Annotated in this window: 15 protein-coding genes; 10 read left to right on the top strand and 5 right to left on the bottom strand. The window is 55.7% G+C overall.

Annotated elements, in window-relative coordinates; translation table 11 throughout:
- Positions 1 to 13: 13 nt before the first annotated feature.
- Positions 14 to 1,921 carry an ABC transporter ATP-binding protein gene (locus F0320_RS07145; protein ID WP_126328161.1) on the bottom strand — a complete coding sequence of 636 codons (1,908 nt, stop codon included), beginning with the start codon at positions 1,919 to 1,921 and terminating at the stop codon, positions 14 to 16.
- Between the two features lie 12 nt (positions 1,922 to 1,933).
- Complete coding sequence (gene rlmKL / locus F0320_RS07140; RefSeq protein ID WP_039261606.1) at positions 1,934 to 4,042, bottom strand: bifunctional 23S rRNA (guanine(2069)-N(7))-methyltransferase RlmK/23S rRNA (guanine(2445)-N(2))-methyltransferase RlmL; 2,109 nt, start codon at positions 4,040 to 4,042, stop codon at positions 1,934 to 1,936.
- A 98-nt stretch (positions 4,043 to 4,140) separates the two neighbouring features.
- Here rlmKL and F0320_RS07135 point away from each other — a divergent pair, with 98 nt between their 5' ends.
- Positions 4,141 to 5,250, top strand: a complete 1,110-nt coding sequence (locus F0320_RS07135) for a YcbX family protein (protein ID WP_126328160.1) — start codon at positions 4,141 to 4,143, stop codon at positions 5,248 to 5,250.
- Here F0320_RS07135 and zapC read toward each other — a convergent pair.
- Together zapC and pyrD are read right to left on the bottom strand one after the other, a co-directional pair.
- On the bottom strand, positions 5,247 to 5,789 hold the full coding sequence (gene zapC / locus F0320_RS07130) for a cell division protein ZapC (protein WP_032651189.1): 543 nt from the start codon (positions 5,787 to 5,789) through the stop codon (positions 5,247 to 5,249). The two genes, F0320_RS07135 and zapC, sit on opposite strands and share 4 nt — an antisense overlap.
- Before the next feature lie 165 nt (positions 5,790 to 5,954).
- Positions 5,955 to 6,965 carry a quinone-dependent dihydroorotate dehydrogenase gene (gene pyrD / locus F0320_RS07125; protein WP_111964548.1) on the bottom strand — a complete coding sequence of 337 codons (1,011 nt, stop codon included), beginning with the start codon at positions 6,963 to 6,965 and terminating at the stop codon, positions 5,955 to 5,957.
- A 248-nt stretch (positions 6,966 to 7,213) separates the two neighbouring features.
- On the opposite strand from pyrD, the gene ssuE reads away from it, so the two are divergent.
- Genes ssuE through ssuB form a run of 5 tightly spaced genes read left to right on the top strand, consistent with a single transcriptional unit; the run spans position 7,214 to position 11,454 of the window.
- Positions 7,214 to 7,789: an NADPH-dependent FMN reductase gene (ssuE, locus tag F0320_RS07120; RefSeq protein ID WP_008499940.1), complete on the top strand. Its 576-nt coding sequence runs from the start codon at positions 7,214 to 7,216 to the stop codon at positions 7,787 to 7,789.
- Positions 7,782 to 8,744, top strand: a complete 963-nt coding sequence (locus tag F0320_RS07115) for a sulfonate ABC transporter substrate-binding protein (protein WP_126328159.1) — start codon at positions 7,782 to 7,784, stop codon at positions 8,742 to 8,744. The genes ssuE and F0320_RS07115 overlap by 8 nt, the downstream gene beginning before the upstream one ends.
- The gene (gene ssuD / locus F0320_RS07110; protein ID WP_126328158.1) at positions 8,741 to 9,886 is read left to right on the top strand and encodes an FMNH2-dependent alkanesulfonate monooxygenase; all 1,146 of its coding nucleotides are present in this window, start codon (positions 8,741 to 8,743) and stop codon (positions 9,884 to 9,886) included. The genes F0320_RS07115 and ssuD overlap by 4 nt, the downstream gene beginning before the upstream one ends.
- Positions 9,887 to 9,895: 9 nt before the next feature.
- Positions 9,896 to 10,687 carry an aliphatic sulfonate ABC transporter permease SsuC gene (gene ssuC / locus F0320_RS07105; protein WP_126328157.1) on the top strand — a complete coding sequence of 264 codons (792 nt, stop codon included), beginning with the start codon at positions 9,896 to 9,898 and terminating at the stop codon, positions 10,685 to 10,687.
- A complete protein-coding gene (gene ssuB / locus F0320_RS07100) occupies positions 10,684 to 11,454 on the top strand; it encodes an aliphatic sulfonates ABC transporter ATP-binding protein (RefSeq protein WP_126328156.1) in 771 nt (256 codons plus the stop codon). Before ssuC ends, ssuB begins: the two co-directional genes overlap by 4 nt.
- 49 nt (positions 11,455 to 11,503) lie before the next feature.
- On the opposite strand, the gene pepN is transcribed toward ssuB, so the two are convergent.
- Positions 11,504 to 14,116, bottom strand: a complete 2,613-nt coding sequence (gene pepN / locus F0320_RS07095) for an aminopeptidase N (RefSeq protein WP_126328155.1) — start codon at positions 14,114 to 14,116, stop codon at positions 11,504 to 11,506.
- 254 nt (positions 14,117 to 14,370) lie between these two features.
- Between pepN and pncB the strand changes: the two genes are divergently transcribed.
- The 4 genes from pncB to aspC all read left to right on the top strand — a co-directional run bounded on the left by pncB (position 14,371) and on the right by aspC (position 20,225).
- Positions 14,371 to 15,573 carry a nicotinate phosphoribosyltransferase gene (gene pncB / locus F0320_RS07090; RefSeq protein ID WP_047651294.1) on the top strand — a complete coding sequence of 401 codons (1,203 nt, stop codon included), beginning with the start codon at positions 14,371 to 14,373 and terminating at the stop codon, positions 15,571 to 15,573.
- A 166-nt stretch (positions 15,574 to 15,739) separates the two neighbouring features.
- Positions 15,740 to 17,140 carry an asparagine--tRNA ligase gene (gene asnS / locus F0320_RS07085; protein ID WP_032658183.1) on the top strand — a complete coding sequence of 467 codons (1,401 nt, stop codon included), beginning with the start codon at positions 15,740 to 15,742 and terminating at the stop codon, positions 17,138 to 17,140.
- A gap of 606 nt (positions 17,141 to 17,746) precedes the next feature.
- The gene (locus F0320_RS07080; RefSeq protein WP_047651295.1) at positions 17,747 to 18,850 is read left to right on the top strand and encodes a porin; all 1,104 of its coding nucleotides are present in this window, start codon (positions 17,747 to 17,749) and stop codon (positions 18,848 to 18,850) included.
- Between the two features lie 184 nt (positions 18,851 to 19,034).
- Positions 19,035 to 20,225 (top strand): aspartate transaminase, encoded by a 1,191-nt coding sequence (aspC, locus tag F0320_RS07075; protein WP_033145106.1) that lies wholly within the window; start codon positions 19,035 to 19,037, stop codon positions 20,223 to 20,225.
- The last annotated feature ends 28 nt before the right edge of the window (positions 20,226 to 20,253 follow it).

The following is a 20,253-nucleotide window of genomic DNA, read 5'->3' as shown; positions in this document are numbered from 1 at the left end:
ATGTTATCCCTGTTTATGCGCCGTTCTTCAGAGACTCAAGGTACTCCCAGCGCTCAAATGCTTCTTCCAGGGCTTTTTCAGCCTCGGACAGTTCAGCCAGTACTTTCTGAGTATAGTCATGCGATTGGGTAAAGAATGACGCATCAGCAACCTGTTTTTGCAGATCCTCAAGCGCGGCCTCCAGCTCTTCAAGACGCTGCGGTAGCCCCTCCAGTTCGCGCTGCAGGTTATAGCTTAGTTTAGCCGAGGTTTTCTTGACAGTTTCTGCTTTTGTTACAGTAGGTTCTGAACTTATTTTGGACTTTGACTGTTTCTGCGCCAGAGACTGCGATTGCTGCCCTTTTGCATCGTGATAACCGCCTACGTATTGTCCAATTCGCCCTTCACCTTCGAAGATCCAGCACTCGGTTACGGTGTTATCCACAAACTGACGATCGTGGCTAACCAGCATCACGGTCCCCTGATAACCGTCAATCAGTTCTTCGAGTAATTCCAGCGTTTCGACATCCAGGTCGTTCGTTGGTTCATCGAGAATCAACAGGTTACTTGGTTTCAGGAACAGACGCGCCAGCAGCAGACGATTACGCTCTCCGCCAGATAACGCACGGACTGGGGTCATCGCACGTTTCGGATGGAACAGGAAGTCCTGCAAATAGCCCAGCACGTGGCGCGGTTTGCCGTTTACCATTACCTCTTGCTTGCCTTCGGCGAGGTTATCCATCACCGTGCGGTCCGGATCCAGCTCCGCGCGGTGCTGGTCGAAGTAGGCCACTTCCAGCTTAGTTCCACAGTGAATGCGGCCGCTGTCGGCCTGCAGCTGGCCCAGCATCAGCTTCAGCAGCGTGGTTTTACCGCAGCCGTTCGGGCCGATAAGCGCAATTTTGTCGCCGCGCTGAACCTGGGCGGAGAAATCCTTCACCAGCACTTTGCCATCAACCTGATAGTTGACGTTTTCCATTTCGAAGACAATCTTGCCGGAACGGGACGCTTCTTCCACCTGCATTTTGGCGCTGCCCATCACTTCACGGCGTTCGCTGCGCTCACGGCGCATTGCCTTCAGAGCGCGCACGCGACCTTCGTTACGAGTACGGCGGGCCTTGATGCCCTGGCGGATCCACACCTCTTCCTGCGCCAGCTTGCGGTCGAACTCCGCATTCTGCAGCTCTTCCACGCGCAGGTTTTCTTCTTTCTCCAGCAGATAGGTGTCGTAATCGCCAGGATAGGTGACCAGCTTGCCGCGGTCGAGATCGACAATACGCGTCGCCATGTTGCGAATAAACGAACGGTCGTGCGAGATAAAGATGATGGTGCCGCTGAAGGTTTTCAGGAAGCCTTCCAGCCAGTCAATCGCTTCGATATCAAGGTGGTTCGTCGGTTCGTCCAGCAGCAGCACCTTCGGCCCGCTGACCAGCGCGCGGCCCAGAGCCGCTTTACGCAGCCAGCCGCCGGAGAGCGCCGACAGCTCCATGTCCGCTTCCAGACCAAGCTGGGCCAAAACCTCGTTAATGCGGTTTTCAAGCTGCCACAGACCGTGGTGATCGAGCATCTCCTGCACTTTCGCCAGTTCGTTGAGGTTCTTGTCGCTCGGGTCGGTCATCACCAGATGCGAAATCTCGTGATAGCGCTTCAGGTATTCGGCCTGCTCAGAGATCCCTTCCGCCACGAAATCGTAAACGCTGCCGGTCACGTGACGCGGCGGATCCTGCTGGAGGCGGGAGACGATCAGATCCTGCTCGTAAACGATGCGGCCGTCATCCAGCCCCTGTTCGCGGTTGAGGATTTTCATCAGCGTGGATTTACCCGCGCCGTTACGGCCCACCAGACAGACGCGCTCGTTATCTTCGATATGCAGCTCTGCATTATCGAGAAGCGGCGAGTCGCTGAAGGAAAGCCACGCGCCGTGCATACTAATTAAAGACATTTATATTTCCTTTCAGGCCGCGGTAATCAACCAGCAGTTATGAATTTGACGGTTACGGGCAAAGTCCTGAGACAGCGTTTTTTGGCTGATTTCTTGTGCTTTCAGTCCCAGGGCTGCTAAACCGTCATGATCCATACGGAAGCCGCGTTTATTGTTCGAGAACATAATGGTGCCACCTTTGCGCAGCAGGCGCTTCAGGTCGGTCATCAGGCGCAGGTGATCGCGTTGAACGTCAAAGCTATCCTCCATACGCTTGGAGTTAGAGAAGGTCGGCGGATCGATAAAGATCAGGTCGAACTGCTCGTCGGTATCGCGCAGCCAGCCCAGCACGTCTGCCTGCATCAGGCGATGCTGACGTCCTGTCAGACCGTTGAGACGCAGGTTGCGCTCGGCCCACTCCAGATAGGTGCGGGACATATCCACCGTAGTGGTGCTGCGCGCGCCGCCGAGACCGGCGTGCACGCTGGCGCTCCCGGTATAGGAGAACAGGTTGAGGAAATCTTTCCCCTTGCTCATCTGACCCAGCATGCGACGGGCGATACGGTGGTCGAGGAACAGGCCGGTATCCAGATAGTCGGTCAGGTTCACCCACAGGCGGGCGTTGTATTCGCCCACTTCGATGAAGTCGCCCTTCTCGCCCATCTTCTGGTACTGATTTTTCCCTTTCTGACGCTCGCGGGTTTTCAGCACCAGCTTGTTTGGCGCAATGCCGAGCACGGCGATGGTGGCCGCGATAACGTCCAGCATACGCTGACGCGCTTTTTGCGCATCAATGGTTTTCGGTGGCGCATATTCCTGAATCACCACCCAGTCCGCGTAGCGGTCGACCGCCACGTTGTACTCCGGCAGATCGGCGTCGTACAGGCGGTAGCATTCAATCCCTTCCTGCTTCGCCCACTTCTCGTATTTTTTCAGGTTCTTGCGCAGGCGATTGGCGTAATCTTCCGCCACGCCAGATGGCTTACTGTCCGCCGCCTTCTCCGCCAGATGGTAGTTTTTCTGCACGCAGTCCAGCGGGCCGTTTTTCGCCTTAAACTGGCGATCGGCACGCAGCTGCAGGCAGCTCAGCAGCTCCGGCGAGGCGCTAAACAGCGACAGGTTCCAGCCGCCGAAGTAGTCCTTCATATTGCGCCCCAGCAGGCTATGCAGGGCAATCAGCGCCGGTTCGCTGTCCAGACGCTCGCCGTATGGCGGGTTGCTGATAACCGTACCGTACGGGCCTTTCGGCAGCGGGTTGGTGAGGTTCGCTACGTCTTTCACCTCGAAGGTGACAAGCTCGCCGATACCGGCGCGACGGGCGTTGCTGCGCGCGCGTTCGATTACGCGCGGGTCGCTGTCCGAACCGTAGAAGTGGGAGGTATATTCCGCCAGCCCCTTACGCGCGCGGGTCTGCGCGTCGTCTTTGACCTCTTTCCAGAGCGCTTCGTCGTGCTGCGCCCAGCCTTTAAAACCCCAGTGGCCGCGATGCAGCCCCGGCGCGCGGTCGGTTGCCAACATGGCCGCTTCAATCAGCAACGTACCGGAACCACACATCGGATCGAGCAGCGGCGTGCCCGGCTGCCAGCCGGAGCGCATCACAATGGCGGCGGCCAGCGTTTCTTTAATTGGCGCCATACCTGTACGATCGCGGTAGCCACGCAGGTGAAGGCCCGCGCCGCTCAGATCGAGAGAAATACTCGCCGTGTCACCGTTGAGCCAGACGTTAATACGCAGATCCGGATTTTCGCGATCGACGTTCGGACGTTCCTTATTTTTACGCGTAAAGCAGTCCACAATGGCGTCTTTGACGCGCAGGGCACCGTACTGGCTGTTGCGGATCTCATCGTTCACGCCGTTGAAATGCACCGCAAAGGTGGCGTTGGGCGTGAAGATCTCTGTCCAGTCGATCATCTGTACGCCGGTATAGAGGTCCAGGTCGCTATAGACCTTGCACTCCTTCATCGGCAGCATGATGCGCGACGCCAGACGGCTCCACATCAGGCTCTGGTAAATAAGCCGCGTGTCGCCCTCAAAATGGACACCACCCTGAACCACCTGGCACTCTTGCGCGCCCAGGCTTTCCAGTTCAGTTTTTAACAGCTCTTCCAGCCCACGGGCCGTACTGGCAAACAGAGAATTCATATCGTCACTTTTACTCTTAGAAAATTGTCGCGCATTATAGCTAATATGGCGTGTATGTCATAAAGTTGAAGGCTTATTTTCATTTGTGGGAGTGTGCAGTGGCGACGTTATCCAGGCTTTTTATTCATCCGGTGAAATCCATGCGCGGCATCGGCGTGTCTCACGCGCTGGCCGACATGAGCGGATTCGCCTTCGATCGTATTTTTATGGTCACCGAGCCTGACGGCACGTTCATTACCGCACGCCAGTTCCCGCAGATGGTTCGCTTTACCCCTTCCCCGCTTCATGACGGTTTGCACCTTACCGCGCCGGACGGTTCCAGCGCGGTCATTCGCTTTGCTGATTTTGCGCCTGTCGATGCGCCAACGGAAGTGTGGGGTAACCATTTTACCGCGCGCATCGCCCCGGATGAGATTAACCGCTGGCTGAGCGGTTTCTTTTCCCGCGACGTGCAGCTGCGCTGGGTAGGTCCTGAACCGACGCGTCGCGTGAAGCGCCATGACGCAGTTCCCCTCTCCTTCGCCGATGGTTTTCCGTTCCTGCTGACTAACGAAGCCTCGCTGCGTGATTTACAAGGCCGCTGCAAAGCCAGCGTTCAGATGGAACAGTTCCGTCCTAACCTGGTGGTCACGGGCGCCGACGCCTGGGAAGAAGACACCTGGAAAGTGATCCGCATCGGCAGCGTCATCTTTGATGTCGTAAAACCCTGCAGCCGCTGCATTTTCACCACGGTGAGCCCCGAAAAAGGGCTGAAGCACCCTTCTGGTGAACCGCTGAAGACGCTGCAGTCGTTCCGCACAGCGCAGGACAACGGCGATGTGGATTTCGGCCAGAACCTGATCCCGCGCTCCAGCGGCGCGATCCGCGTCGGCGATGAGGTCGAAATTCTTGCCCGTGGGCCTGCAAGGGTGTACGGCTCGGGTCAGGAAGAAGAAATGGTCGACGTTGTGACGAATGTCGCCTCTGCGGTAGATATTCACTGGCAGGGCAACGTCATCCGTGGCAACAACCAGCAGGTATTACTTGAGCAACTGGAGCAGGCAGGAATTCGCGTACCCTATTCCTGTCGCGCAGGCATTTGCGGATGCTGTCGCATCAAGCTGGTGGATGGAGAGGTCAGTGCGCTGAAAAAATCGGCAATTGGAAATGACGGCACAATTCTGTGCTGTAGCTGCATACCGAAAACGTCCGTACAACTGGAAGCTTAAACCGCCTGTTCGAGGCTGAAGGCATCCACGCGCAGCTGTGGCTTCAGCCGGTCATTCATCACTTTAATGGCATCGCCAAGCTGCATCGTCCGCCCGGCAATGGTTACGCCGGGCTGCGCCAGCAGGCAGAGCGCAGCATTTTCGCCTGGCTCAACCACCAGCAGGCTCACCTCTTCTGCGGTATCGCTCAGATTGACGCTGGCCGCGTCACCCGTTGCCGGGGTCCAGTTCATGCCGTGCGGCAGGAAATGCCAGCTTTTTGGCATTTGCGGTTTCAGGAAGCGGATAGCCACCAGCGCATTTAATACCAGCTCGGCACGCTGCTCTTTAGAGAGCACCAGATCGCGACATTTTTCTTCAAAGGAGAAATAAAGCGCCGCATCGTCAACGCAAAAGCCCGACGGGGAAAACGCGTCCGGGGTTAACATTCGGCGGGCAAAACGAGAACGAAACAACATGCCATTGGCTAAATCGAGCATCATTCGGTCATGCTCGTCGCAAAAATACCAGCGCCAGTTATCGTCAGGTTTAATTCGCATGTGTCTCTCCCGTCCCCAAACGTCCTGTACTAAAAATGTCCTGTTTGCCGCCTCGTTTATAACACCATTAATAAAAGACTATAATGACTAAATAAGCAACAGTGACGGAATATAAAACAACCAGGGCTGGAAATAAAGCCCTGGTTGTCTGATTAAGAGAAAAGATTAGATATGAGTAACGATTTCTTTAATCAGCGGCGGTCCTTTAAAAATAAAGCCGGAATAGATTTGCACCAGTGACGCACCTGCCGCCATCTTCTCGCGCGCAGCAATCACCGAGTCAATACCGCCGACGCCAATAATCGGCAGACGTCCTTTTAATTCCGCAGACAGGGCGCGAATAATTTCGGTGCTTTTTAATTGCACCGGACGTCCACTTAACCCACCCGCTTCGTCACAGTTTTTCATTCCCTGCACGAGGGAACGATCGAGGGTAGTATTGGTCGCAATAACACCATCAATATTATGGCGAACCAAACTGTCGGCAACCTGGATCAATTCTTCGGGAGAAAGATCCGGGGCGATCTTAACCGCGACCGGAACATATTTATGGTGGATCGACTGAAGTTCATTTTGTTTATTTTTAATGGCACTCAGAAGATCGTCCAGCGCTTCGCCATATTGTAAAGAGCGCAGACCCGGGGTATTGGGTGAAGAAATATTCACCGCAATATAACCGGCATAGGCGTAGACTTTTTCCATACAAATCAGATAGTCATCTTTACCCTGCTCTACCGGCGTGTCTTTATTTTTGCCGATATTGATGCCTAATATCCCGTCAAAATGGGCTTTTTTTACGTTCTCAACCAGGTGATCAACACCGAGGTTATTAAAGCCCATGCGGTTGATCAGCCCTTCGGCTTCAACCAGGCGGAACAGGCGCGGCTTGTCATTTCCCGGCTGCGGGCGCGGCGTGACGGTACCGATTTCAATGGAGCCAAAGCCCATCGCGCCCAGGGCATCAATGCACTCGCCATTTTTGTCCAGACCGGCCGCCAGACCCAGCGGATTTTTAAAGGTCAGACCCATGCACTGCACAGGTTTTACCGGCACATTCTGACGCACCAGCGCGGCCAGCGGCGTTCCGGTAATACGACGTAATTGCTGGAATGTAAATTCATGAGCGCGCTCAGGGTCGAGCTGGAAAAGGGCTTTACGAACGAAGGGGTAGTACATGAACTCTCCTGGATTCCCGGTGTGCAAACCGGGAGGGGATTATGGGCGATCCACGCGCGAAAGGGAATTGACCTGCGGCAAAAAATCAGCGCAAAACGCAATCGTTTACCTCCCAGTTTATTTCTTATGCACTTTTTCGCATTTTAATTGCAGATAAATCATTTAGTGGAATAACCGCGCGGTGTCACACTCCTGAAAATTGTTATGAATGTTAGATAAAAGAAAACAATTGGTTATAAGGAGGAAGTATGCGCGTCATTACCCTGGCCGGAAGTCCACGATTCCCCTCGCGCTCCAGCGCCCTGCTGGAATATGCCCGCGAAAAACTCAATGCCCTGGATGTGGAAGTGTGCCACTGGAACCTGCATAACTTCGAACCTGAAGATCTGCTCTATGCCCGTTTCGACAGCCCTGCGCTGAAAACGCTCATCGAGCAGCTTAACGGCGCTGACGGATTAATTGTGGCAACGCCTATTTATAAAGCCTCTTTTTCCGGGGCGCTGAAAACCCTGCTCGATCTGCTTCCAGAACGCGCCCTGGACGGCAAAGTTGTGCTGCCGCTGGCAACGGGCGGTACGGTTGCCCATTTACTGGCCGTGGATTATGCCCTGAAGCCGGTGCTGAACGCGCTGAAAGCGCAGGAGATCCTCCACGGCGTTTTCGCGGATGACTCCCAGGTTATCGATTATCAACATAAACCTCATTTTACGCCGAACCTGCAAACCCGCCTCGATAACGCCCTGGAAACCTTCTGGCATGCCCTGCACCGCAGGGATATCCAGGCCCCGGCGTTTGGTCAGCCTCAAGGAGTCGCACATGTTTAAAACCTTAACCCGCATCGGACTGGCCGGTCTGATGGCGCTTACCTCGCTGGCCCATGCCGCAGAAACGGCTCCGGAAAGCTTACGTATCGGCTATCAGAAAGGCAGCGTCAGCATGGTGCTGGCGAAAAGCCACCAGCTGCTGGAAAAACGCTTCCCGGAGACCAAATTCTCGTGGGTGGAGTTTCCGGCTGGCCCGCAGATGCTGGAGGCCCTGAACGTCGGCAGTATCGATCTCGGCAGCACGGGCGATATTCCGCCGATATTCGCCCAGGCGGCGGGAGCGGACCTCGTCTATGTGGGCGTTGAGCCGCCCAAACCGAAGGCCGAAGTGATTCTGGTGCCTGAAAACAGCGACATTAAAAGCGTCGCCGACCTCAAAGGGCATAAAGTGGCTTTCCAGAAAGGTTCCAGCTCACACAACCTGCTGCTGCGCGCCCTGCAAGAGGCCGGGCTCAAGTTCACTGACATTCAGCCCGTTTACCTGACGCCTGCCGACGCCCGCGCAGCGTTCCAGCAGAAGAACGTTGATGCCTGGGCCATCTGGGATCCGTACTACTCCGCCGCATTGCTGCAGGGCGGCGTTCGCGTGCTGAAAGACGGTACCACGCTGAAGCAGACCGGTTCGTTCTATCTGGCCGCGCGTCCTTATGCGGAAAAGAACGGCGCATTTATTCAGGCCGTACTGGATACCTTTACCCAGGCCGATGCGCTGACCCAGACCCAGCGTCAGGAGAGCATTGCCCTGCTGGCGAAAACCATGGGCTTACCTGAGCCGGTGATCGCGAGCTATCTCAACCACCGTCCGCCGACCACCATTACGCCCGTGGACGCGCACGTCGCCGCGCTTCAGCAACAAACGGCCGACCTTTTCTATCAAAACCACCTGGTGCCAAAACAGGTCACTATTCGCGAACGCATCTGGCAGCCCGCAGGCAAAGAAGGAGCTAAATCATGAGTCTGAATCTTTTCTGGTTTTTACCTACCCACGGTGATGGACACTATCTTGGTACAGAAGAGGGCTCACGCCCGGTTGACCACGGCTACCTGCAGCAGATTGCGCAGGCGGCGGACCGAATCGGTTTCACCGGGGTGCTGATCCCGACCGGACGTTCATGTGAAGATGCCTGGCTGGTGGCCGCGTCGATGATCCCGGTCACCCAGCGTCTGAAGTTCCTGGTTGCGTTACGCCCGAGCGTAGTCTCCCCCACCGTGGCGGCGCGTCAGGCGGCAACGCTGGACAGGCTGTCCAACGGTCGCGCCCTGTTTAACCTGGTGACGGGTAGCGATCCGCAGGAGCTGGCGGGCGATGGGGTGTTCCTCGACCATACCGAGCGCTATGAAGCCTCCGCCGAGTTCACCCGCGTCTGGCGACGTCTGCTGGAAGGGGAAACCGTCACCTTTGAAGGAAAGCATATTCACGTTCGTGACGCGAAACTCTACTTCCCGCCAGTGCAGCAGCCGCGCCCGCCGCTCTATTTTGGCGGCTCGTCGGATGTGGCCCAGGATCTGGCGGCAGAGCAGGTCGATCTCTATCTGACCTGGGGCGAACCGCCTGAGCTGGTGAAAGAAAAAATTGCCCAGGTTCGTGCGAAAGCGGCCGCCCATGGCCGCAAGGTGCGCTTCGGCATTCGCCTGCACGTGATTGTGCGCGAGACCAATGAAGAAGCCTGGCAGGCGGCGGACCGCCTGATTTCCCACCTGGACGATGAGACCATTGCCAGGGCGCAGGCCGCGTTTGCGAAAACCGACTCCGTCGGACAGCACCGAATGGCGTCCCTGCACAACGGCAAACGCGAGAATCTGGAGATCAGCCCGAACCTGTGGGCGGGCGTCGGCCTGGTGCGCGGCGGTGCGGGCACGGCGCTGGTCGGTGACGGACCGACCGTAGCTGCACGTATCAACGAATACGCTGAGCTGGGCATCGACAGCTTCATTCTCTCCGGTTATCCGCACCTGGAAGAGGCCTACAAGGTAGGCGAACTGTTATTCCCACACCTGGATGTCGCCATCCCGGAAATTCCGCAGCCGCAGCAACTCCAGCTTCAGGGCGAAGCCGTGGCGAACGAATTTATTCCACGAAAAGCCGCGCAGAGCTAAGGAGTGACCATGTCTGCCACCTCACAAAAATGGCTGCTGCGCGCCGCGCCGTGGTTTTTACCCGTCGGCATTGTGGCTCTCTGGCAGCTCGCGTCGTCCACCGGCTGGCTATCGAGCCGCATTCTGCCCTCTCCGGAGGGCGTCGTAGAAGCGTTCTGGTCGCTGAGCGTCAGCGGTGAGCTGTGGCAGCATCTGGCGATCAGCTCCTGGCGCGCCGTGATTGGGTTTTCCATCGGCGGCAGCATCGGTCTGGTTCTGGGCTTGATTAGCGGCCTTTCCCGCTGGGGCGAGCGGCTGCTGGATACCTCCATTCAGATGCTGCGCAACGTGCCGCATCTGGCGCTGATCCCGCTGGTTATCCTGTGGTTTGGTATTGATGAGAGCGCCAAGATCTTCCTCGTGGCGCTGGGCACATTGTTCCCGATCTACATCAACACCTGGCACGGCATCCGCAACATCGATCGCGGTCTGGTGGAGATGGCGCGCAGCTACGGCTTAACGGGTTTTCCTCTCTTTATACACGTGATCCTGCCGGGCGCCCTGCCCTCCATTATGGTCGGGGTGCGTTTTGCGCTCGGCCTGATGTGGCTGACGCTAATTGTGGCGGAGACCATTTCGGCCAACTCAGGCATTGGCTACCTGGCGATGAACGCCCGTGAATTCCTGCAAACGGACGTGGTGGTGGTTGCCATCATTCTGTATGCCCTGCTCGGCAAACTCGCCGACGTTAGCGCCCAGTGGCTGGAGCGCAGCTGGCTGCGCTGGAACCCGGCCTACACCCTTCAGGAGGCGAAAGCATGAATACTGCACGACTGAACCAGGGAACACCGTTACTGCTGAACGGCGTGACCAAACGCTACGGCGAAAACACCATTCTTAACGGGCTGGATCTGCATATTCCCGCCGGACAATTTGTGGCCGTTGTTGGTCGCAGCGGCGGCGGCAAGAGTACCCTGCTACGCCTTCTGGCCGGACTGGAAGCCCCCAACGGCGGTGACATTCTGGCAGGAACGACGCCGCTTTCGAATATTCAGGACGATACACGCATGATGTTTCAGGATGCACGCCTGCTGCCGTGGAAAACGGTTATCGACAACGTCGGGCTCGGTCTTAGGGGCAGCTGGCGGGATGAAGCCCGCCAGGCGCTGGCCGCCGTTGGTCTGGAAAATCGTGCGGGCGAATGGCCTGCAGCCCTCTCGGGTGGGCAGAAGCAGCGCGTGGCGCTGGCGCGGGCGTTGATTCACCGTCCGGGCCTGCTGTTGCTTGATGAACCGCTCGGCGCGCTCGACGCCCTGACTCGGATCGAAATGCAGGATTTGATAGGATCCCTGTGGCAGGCGCACGGCTTTACGGTACTGCTGGTGACGCATGACGTGAGCGAGGCCGTCGCGATGGCCGATCGTGTGCTGTTAATTGAGGACGGGAAAATAGGTCTGGATCTGACGGTGGATCTTCCGCGGCCTCGTCGCGTGGGCTCGACAAGACTGGCGGAGCTGGAGGCTGAGGTATTGGATCGGGTGATGAAGCGCGGGGGGACGGAGTTAGAGCGAGCCAAGGCTAATGCCTGATGCCCTCACCCCGGCCCTCTCCCACAGGGAGAGGGAGGGTTAACTTTTATTACGCTAAGGCCTTAGCAATCTTCTCGTACAGATCGCCAGACAGGTTTTCCAGCCCTTTCAGCTGCTCAAGCGCGGCACGCATCTTCGCCTGACGCTTCGCATCGTAGCGTTTCAGGCGGATCAGCGGCTCAATCAGGCGCGACGCCACCTGCGGGTTACGGCTGTTCAGCTCGGTCAGCATTTCCACCATGAACTGATAACCGCTGCCGTCTTCGGCGTGGAACGCGGCCGGGTTGCTGCTGGCAAACGCGCCAATGAGAGAACGCACGCGGTTTGGGTTGCTCAGGGTAAAGGAGCGATGCTTCAGCAGACTGCGCACGTTGCTGAGCGCATCGGCCGCCGGGCTGGTCGCCTGCAGGATGAACCACTTGTCCATCACCAGGCCATCCTGATGCCACCTGTCGTCGTACTCCTGCATTAGCGCATCGCGGCACGGCAGTTCAGCGGCAACGCTTGCACCCAGCGCGGCCAGCGCGTCGGTCATGTTATCCGCTTCGTGATACTGCTTGCTTACCAGGGTGTTCGCCAGCTCGGTTTCACCAAACGCCAGATAGCGCAGGCAGGTGTTGCGCAGAGAACGTTTACCAATGTCCGCATGTTCAACGCGATAAGCGTCAAGCTTGTTGGCGTTATAAATAGCCAGGAACTCGTCCGCCAGTTCAGCAGCCAGCGTACGGGTCAGCGCTTCACGCACCGCCACGATCGCGATCGGATCGATAATCTCGAACAACTCCGCGATTTCAGTCGCTGACGGCAGGGTCAGAATTTCAGCAGCCAGCGCCGGGTCAATCTTCTCATCCAGCAGGATCGCTCGGAACGCGTCAGCCACATGGACAGGCAGCGACAGCGGCTGGCCCTGCTGATGGCGGTTTACGTTGAGCTTGATATAGGTCGCCAGCAGGCTTTGCGCCGCATCCCAGCGGGAGAAGTCGTTACGCGCGTGACGCATCAGGAACGTCAGCTGCTGATCGCTCCACTTGTATTCCAGCTTCACCGGCGCGGAGAATTCACACAGCAGCGCAGGTACCGGCTGGAAGTAGACGTTATCGAAGATAAAGGTCTGCTCGGCCTGAGTCACGTTCAGCACGTGGTGTACCGGGTGGCCGCCCTTCTGGAGCGGAATGACTTTGCCTTCGTTATCGTACAGCTCAATGCTGAACGGAATATGCAGCGGATATTTCTCTTCCTGCTCCGCCGTCGGCGGCGTGCGCTGGCTGATGGTCAGGGTATACTGCTCGGTTTCCGGATTGTAATCGTCTTTGACGGTGACAACCGGGGTCCCGGCCTGGCTGTACCAGCGGCGGAAGTGAGAGAGATCGACGTTGGACGCATCTTCCATCGCCTGCACAAAATCGTCGCAGGTGGCCGCGCTGCCGTCATGACGCTCGAAGTACAGCTGCATGCCTTTCTGGAAGTTCTCCTCGCCCAGCAGGGTGTGGATCATGCGGATAATTTCAGCGCCCTTCTCGTACACCGTCAGGGTGTAGAAGTTGTTCATCTCGATGACTTTATCCGGGCGGATCGGGTGCGCCATTGGGCTGGCGTCTTCCGCAAACTGCAGGCCACGCATGGTACGCACGTTGTTGATGCGGTTCACCGCGCGTGAACCCAGGTCGGAGCTGAACTCCTGATCGCGGAAGACGGTCAGGCCCTCTTTCAGGCTCAGCTGGAACCAGTCGCGGCAGGTGACGCGGTTGCCGGTCCAGTTGTGGAAATATTCGTGGCCGATAACGCGTTCGATATCAAGGTAGTCTTTGTCCGTTGCGGTATCGGTACGCGCCAGCACGTATTTGGAGTTAAAGACGTTAAGGCCTTTGTTCTCCATTGCGCCCATATTGAAGAAATCGACGGCGACGATCATATAGATGTCGAGATCATATTCGAGGCCAAAGCGCTCTTCGTCCCACTTCATGGAGTTGATGAGGGAGGTCATCGCCCACGGCGCGCGGTCCAGGTTGCCGCGGTCAACAAACAGCTCCAGCGCCACTTCGCGGCCTGAGCGCGTTTTGAAGGTGTCGCGCAGCACGTCGAAGTCCCCCGCCACCAGTGCAAACAGGTAGCACGGTTTCGGGAAGGGATCCTGCCACTGCACCCAGTGACGGCCATTCTCCAGCTCGCCTTCGCCTACGCGGTTGCCGTTGGATAGCAGGAAGGGATACAGGGTTTTATCGGCGATGATTTTGGTGGTGAAGCGCGCCAGGACGTCCGGGCGGTCGAGATACCAGGTTATGTGGCGGAACCCTTCCGCTTCACACTGGGTACACAGCGCCACGCCCGACTGGTAAAGCCCTTCCAGCGCGGTGTTGGCGGCCGGGCTGATTTCATTCACGATGCGCAGCGTAAACTGGTCCGGCAGGTTGTCGATGACCAGCTGGTTGTTTTCTTCTTTATAGTCCGACCAGGCTTCATCATTAATATGCAGGGAGACCAGCGTCAGGTCTTCACCATCCAGACGCAGCGGCACCGCAGTTGCGCTGTGGCGCGTCACCTGGCTTACCGCCGTGACAACGGTTTTAGTGGCATCCAGGTCAAAAGTCAGATCGATTTCGCTAATCAGGTAATCCGGCGCACGGTAGTCGTGGCGGTATTTGGCTTGTGGCTGTTGTGTCATAGAAAACCTTATGCATCGTTTGTCGAGTAACGTTTCAATATATTCCTGTTGCGCAAATCGCGCTATGCAGAATGTTCATCTTTTCAGGGGCAAAACCTTTTTTTGCTACATTTGTATAACACGGGGCACAAAATGCCCTCGACCATAAAACGCGCTTATGTTGTGATCGGGGTTCAATAAATCACTAAACAAGGTATACTCCGGAGTTGTTTATTGTACTAAACGCTCCCGTGAGAGGATGCTACAGCGCACCTATGACTCAATTCGCTTCTCCGGTTCTGCATACGTTGCTGGATACCGACGCGTATAAACTGCATATGCAGCAAGCCGTTTTCCACCATTACTATGACGTTCACGTCGCGGCGGAATTCCGCTGCCGTGGCGACGACTTGCTCGGTATCTACGCAGACGCCATTCGTGAACAGGTCGATGCGATGCAGCATCTGACGCTGCAGGACGACGAATACCAGTGGCTTTCTGGCCTACCTTTCTTCAAAGCGGACTATCTGAACTGGCTGCGCGACTTCCGCTATAAGCCTGAACAGGTCACCGTGACCAACGAGAACGGCAAGCTGGATATTCGTCTTGAAGGTCCGTGGCGGGAAGTGATTATGTGGGAAGTGCCGCTTCTGGCGGTGATCAGTGAACTGGCTCACCGCTACCGTTCGCCGGAAAAAGGCGTCGAGCAGGCGGTCGCCGCGCTGGAAAATAAACTCGCAGCCTTCTCTACGCTGACCGAAGGGCTGGACATGTCCCGCTTCCGCCTGATGGACTTTGGCACGCGTCGCCGTTTCTCGCGTGACGTTCAGGAGGCCATCGTTAAACGTCTGCAGCAGGAGCCGTGGTTCGTGGGCACCAGCAACTACGATCTGGCGCGTCGCCTCAGCCTGACGCCAATGGGCACCCAGGCACACGAGTGGTTCCAGGCGCATCAGCAGATCAGCCCCGATCTGGCTAACAGCCAGCGCGCGGCACTGGCCGCATGGCTTGAGGAGTACCCGAATCAGCTCGGGATTGCCCTCACCGACTGTATTACGATGGATGCTTTCCTGCGCGACTTTGGTCCCGAGTTCGCTGAACGTTACCAGGGATTACGCCACGACTCCGGGGATCCGGTTGAATGGGGCGAGAAAGCCATTGCCCATTACGAAAAACTCGGCATTGACCCGATGAGCAAGGTGCTGGTCTTCTCGGATAATCTCGACCTGGCGAAAGCGGTCGACCTCTATCGCCATTTCAACACCCGGGTGAACCTGAGCTTCGGGATTGGTACCCGTTTGACCTGCGATATCCCTCAGGTGAAACCACTGAATATTGTTATCAAACTGGTGGAATGTAATGGAAAGCCGGTGGCGAAACTCTCTGACAGCCCGGGTAAAACCATCTGCCATGACAAGGCGTTTGTCCGCGCGTTGCGCAAAGCCTTCGATCTTCCCCAGATAAAAAAAGCCAGTTAAGCGCTTAAGGGAGCCTTCATGGCTCCCCTCTTCTTATTTATTTCTCAATTCTTCTCTTTAGACTGCGAAATTTACTTGTCTGATAGCGGATGGCAGGTAACATAGATATCCCCCCATAAGGGTGGACAAGTGTTTATTTTTTCCGACTATTAACAGAGAGAATATTATGAGCGTTGTGCCTGTAGCCGACGTACTCCAGGGCCGTGTCGCCGTTGACCAGGAAGTCACCGTGCGCGGATGGGTGCGTACCCGCCGAGATTCTAAAGCTGGCATCTCCTTCCTCGCCGTCTATGACGGTTCCTGCTTTGATCCTGTACAGGCCGTCATTAATAATTCTCTGCCCAATTACAATGATGACGTTCTGCGCCTGACAACCGGTTGCTCCGTGATTGTTACCGGCGTGGTGGTGGCTTCACCGGGTCAGGGCCAGAGCTTCGAAATTCAGGCTACTGCCATTGAAGTCACCGGCTGGGTTGAAGATCCGGACACCTATCCGATGGCGGCAAAACGTCACAGCATCGAATATCTGCGTGAAGTTGCCCACCTGCGTCCGCGTACCAACCTGATTGGTGCGGTGGCGCGCGTGCGTCATACGCTGGCGCAGGCGCTGCATCGTTTCTTCGATGAGCAGGGTTACTTCTGGGTGTCTACCCCGCTGATCACCGCGTCCGATACGGAAGGTGCCGGTGAGATGTTCCGCGTCTCGACGCTGGATATGGAAAACCTGCCGCGCACGCCTGAAGGTAAAGTGGACTATGACAAAGACTTCTTTGGTAAAGAAGCCTTCCTGACGGTATCTGGCCAGCTCAACGGCGAAACGTATGCCTGTGCGCTGTCTAAGATCTACACCTTTGGCCCAACCTTCCGCGCCGAAAACTCCAACACCAGCCGTCACCTGGCGGAATTCTGGATGCTGGAGCCTGAAGTGGCGTTCGCTGACCTGGACGATGTAGCGGGTCTGGCGGAAGCCATGCTGAAGTATGTGTTCAAAGCGGTGCTGGAAGAACGTCCTGACGACATGAAATTCTTCGCAGAACGCGTAGACAGCGATGCTGTGGCGCGTCTGGAGCGTTTCGTGTCTGCCGACTTTGCGCAGGTAGACTATACCGACGCGGTGGCGATCCTCGAGAAATGTGGTGAGACGTTCGAGAACCCGGTTTACTGGGGCGTTGACCTGGCGTCTGAACACGAACGCTATCTGGCCGAGAAACATTTCAAAGCGCCGGTTGTCGTTAAAAACTACCCGAAAGACATTAAGGCCTTCTATATGCGCCTTAACGAAGACGGTAAAACCGTGGCAGCGATGGACGTTCTGGCGCCGGGCATTGGTGAAATCATCGGTGGCTCTCAGCGTGAAGAACGTCTTGACGTGCTGGACGCGCGTATGGAAGAGATGGGGCTCAACCCAGCTGACTACAGCTGGTACCGCGATCTGCGCCGTTACGGTACCGTACCGCACGCCGGTTTTGGTCTGGGCTTCGAGCGTCTGATTGCCTACGTTACCGGTGTTCAGAACGTACGCGACGTGATTCCGTTCCCACGTACTCCACGTAACGCCAGCTTCTAATCGGTACAAAATTAAAATGGCCAGCATCTGCTGGCCATTATTTTATTCTGCATTGTCAGTTTTCGTCAGCGCAAAGTCAGCATCTTTAAACCTTCACCCCGTCACAACCACTACCTGTTACGTTTTGTTTCCGCGAAACATCCAGCCACAAAAAATAAACCCCATTCTTATTGCGATTATTACACCCTCAGCCGATAGCACAAATTTCAACCTATTTTACAGCCATCCGGAAGGCCTTTCACTGTCATAAGAAAAAACGAGCCGTTTAAGGTCTGTTTATACGAATCGCCTTTATCTCAATTAATCATAAGGAATTCATATATATAGGATAGGGTTTGCTGTTTAATTCGCCAGGTTGGTCTGAAGTTTGAGATGGTTCACAAAGTTCCGAAAAATACACATTTGGTTACACATATTTTCTTTCGGTTACTTAATCTTGAGAATTGTAGCACTTTCAGGCTAGCGAAACGCTTCGCCGAATGGAAAGATGCCTGTCAGATACATAAAGACACCAAACTCTCATCAATAGTTCCGGAAATATTTATTGACAGAATTTATTGACGGCAGTGGCGAGTGTCATAAAAAAACCAATGAGGGTAATAAATAATGATGAAGCGCAATATTCTGGCAGTGGTAATCCCTGCCCTGCTGGTAGCCGGTGCAGCTAACGCTGCAGAAATCTATAACAAGAACGGCAACAAACTGGACTTCTACGGTAAAGTTGTGGGCGAACACGGCTTCACCACTTCTGGCGTACACAAAAACGCTGACTCCTCTTACGGCCAGATCGGCTTCAAAGGCGAAACTCAGATCAACGACCAGCTGACCGGTTACGGTCAGTGGGAATACCGTGCACGCGCCGGTGCAGCTGAAGGTGACCAGACTAACGTAACTCGTCTGGCTTTCGCTGGCTTGAAAATCGCTGACGCGGGTTCTCTGGACTACGGTCGTAACTACGGTATCGTGTATGACGTAGAATCCTACACCGATATGGCTCCGTCCTTCTCTGGCGAAACCTGGGGTGGCGGCTATGTTGATAACTACATGACCAGCCGTTCTACTGGCCTGCTGACCTACCGTAACAACAACTTCTTCGGTCTGGTTGATGGTCTGAACTTTGGCGTTCAATACCAGGGTAAAAACGATCGTAAAAACCTGAATGAAGCAAACGGCGACGGCGTTGGCCTGTCACTGGGTTACGAGTTCGGTGAAGGCTTCGGTCTGATCGGTGCCTACAGCACCGCTAACCGTACGCTTGAGCAGAAAAAAGATGGTAAAGGCGATAAAGCTGAATCCTGGGCTGTTGGCGCGAAATACGACGCGAACAACATCTACCTGGCGACCGTTTATGCAGAGACTCGCAACATGAGCCGCCTGGGTAACAGCGGTGAAAACTATGTTCCGAATGATGATGGTAATGTTTATAACATTGCTAACAAGACCCAGAACTTTGAAGTTATCGCTCAGTACCAGTTCGACTTCGGCCTGCGTCCTTCCGTTTCTTACGTTCAGTCCAAAGGTAAAGACCTGAACGGCATCGGCGACCGTGACCTGGCGAAATACATCACCACTGGTGCGACTTACTACTTCAACAAGAACTTCAACGTGTACGGTGACTACCGCTTCAACCTGCTGGACGACAAAGATGCGTCCACCAGCTGGGTTGGCTCTGACAACCAGGCTACCGTTGGCGTAACCTACCAGTTCTAATCAGTACACCACGTTGTTATATGCTTAATGAACAGGGCTTCGGCCCTGTTTTTTTATGCGTGACAGAAAATAATGGCGACTTTTGAAAAGCCGCACGCTTTTCGTCGCAAACGGTTGGCATTTTGTAAATCTACCGTTAACCTGATAGCGGATTTCACTTCTGTAATCACAATGGAACTTCGTCATGTTTGAGAACATTACCGCCGCTCCTGCCGACCCTATTCTGGGCCTGGCCGATCTGTTTCGTGCCGACGACCGCCCTGGCAAAATCAACCTGGGTATTGGTGTATATAAAGATGAAACCGGCAAAACTCCGGTACTGACCAGCGTTAAGAAAGCTGAGCAGTATCTGCTGGAAAACGAAACCACCAAAAACTACCTCGGTATTGATGGTATCCCTGAGTTTGGTCGCTGCACCCAGGAGCTGCTGTTCGGTAAAGGCAGCGCAATTGTAAGTGACAAACGTGCGCGCACGGCGCAGACCCCTGGCGGTACCGGCGCGCTGCGCGTGGCGGCGGATTTCCTTGCGAAAAACACCTCTGTTAAGCGCGTATGGGTGAGCAACCCAAGCTGGCCGAACCACAAGAGCGTGTTTAACTCTGCGGGTCTGGAGGTGCGTGAATATGCATACTACGACGCGGCAAACCACTCTCTCGACTTTGACGGCCTGCTGGCAAGCCTGAGCGAAGCGCAGGCAGGTGACGTGGTGCTGTTCCACGGCTGCTGCCACAACCCAACCGGTATCGATCCGACGCTTGAGCAGTGGCAACACCTGGCGAAGCTGTCCGTTGAAAAGGGCTGGCTGCCGCTGTTTGACTTTGCCTACCAGGGCTTCGCCCGTGGTCTGGAAGAAGATGCCGAAGGCCTGCGCGCGTTCGCAGCCGTGCATCAGGAGCTGATTGTCGCAAGCTCTTATTCCAAGAACTTCGGTTTGTACAACGAGCGCGTAGGCGCCTGTACGCTGGTTGCGGCTAACGAAGAGACCGTCGATCGTGCGTTCAGCCAGATGAAATCGGTTATCCGCGCTAACTACTCTAACCCACCGGCACACGGTGCGTCTGTTGTGGCCACTATCCTGAGCAACGATGCGCTGCGCGCTATCTGGGAACAAGAGCTGAACGATATGCGTCAGCGTATTCAGCGCATGCGCCTGCTGTTTGTGAACACCCTGGCTGAGAAAGGCGCGGACCGCGACTTCAGCTTTATCATCAAACAGAACGGCATGTTCTCGTTCAGCGGCCTGACCAAAGAGCAGGTTCTGCGTCTGCGTGAAGAGTTCGGCGTTTACGCCGTGGCCTCTGGTCGCGTGAACGTTGCTGGCATGACGCCCGACAACATGGCGCCACTGTGCGAAGCGATTGTCGCCGTACTGTAATTTGCGCCCATAAAAAAGCCTGCGTTAT

This window comes from Enterobacter dykesii (genome assembly GCF_008364625.2).
GTDB lineage: Bacteria > Pseudomonadota > Gammaproteobacteria > Enterobacterales > Enterobacteriaceae > Enterobacter > Enterobacter dykesii.
This window is presented reverse-complemented; position numbering and strand designations above follow the sequence as displayed.

Bases quoted from the DNA above. Each gene is read 5' to 3' on its own strand.
- F0320_RS07145 (WP_126328161.1), bottom strand. From the start codon at position 1,921: ATGTCTTTAATTAGTATGCACGGCGCGTGGCTTTCCTTCAGCGACTCG.
- rlmKL (WP_039261606.1), bottom strand. From the start codon at position 4,042: ATGAATTCTCTGTTTGCCAGTACGGCCCGTGGGCTGGAAGAGCTGTTA.
- zapC (WP_032651189.1), bottom strand. From the start codon at position 5,789: ATGCGAATTAAACCTGACGATAACTGGCGCTGGTATTTTTGCGACGAG.
- pyrD (WP_111964548.1), bottom strand. From the start codon at position 6,965: ATGTACTACCCCTTCGTTCGTAAAGCCCTTTTCCAGCTCGACCCTGAG.
- ssuE (WP_008499940.1), top strand. From the start codon at position 7,214: ATGCGCGTCATTACCCTGGCCGGAAGTCCACGATTCCCCTCGCGCTCC.
- F0320_RS07115 (WP_126328159.1), top strand. From the start codon at position 7,782: ATGTTTAAAACCTTAACCCGCATCGGACTGGCCGGTCTGATGGCGCTT.
- ssuD (WP_126328158.1), top strand. From the start codon at position 8,741: ATGAGTCTGAATCTTTTCTGGTTTTTACCTACCCACGGTGATGGACAC.
- ssuC (WP_126328157.1), top strand. From the start codon at position 9,896: ATGTCTGCCACCTCACAAAAATGGCTGCTGCGCGCCGCGCCGTGGTTT.
- ssuB (WP_126328156.1), top strand. From the start codon at position 10,684: ATGAATACTGCACGACTGAACCAGGGAACACCGTTACTGCTGAACGGC.
- pepN (WP_126328155.1), bottom strand. From the start codon at position 14,116: ATGACACAACAGCCACAAGCCAAATACCGCCACGACTACCGTGCGCCG.
- pncB (WP_047651294.1), top strand. From the start codon at position 14,371: ATGACTCAATTCGCTTCTCCGGTTCTGCATACGTTGCTGGATACCGAC.
- asnS (WP_032658183.1), top strand. From the start codon at position 15,740: ATGAGCGTTGTGCCTGTAGCCGACGTACTCCAGGGCCGTGTCGCCGTT.
- F0320_RS07080 (WP_047651295.1), top strand. From the start codon at position 17,747: ATGATGAAGCGCAATATTCTGGCAGTGGTAATCCCTGCCCTGCTGGTA.
- aspC (WP_033145106.1), top strand. From the start codon at position 19,035: ATGTTTGAGAACATTACCGCCGCTCCTGCCGACCCTATTCTGGGCCTG.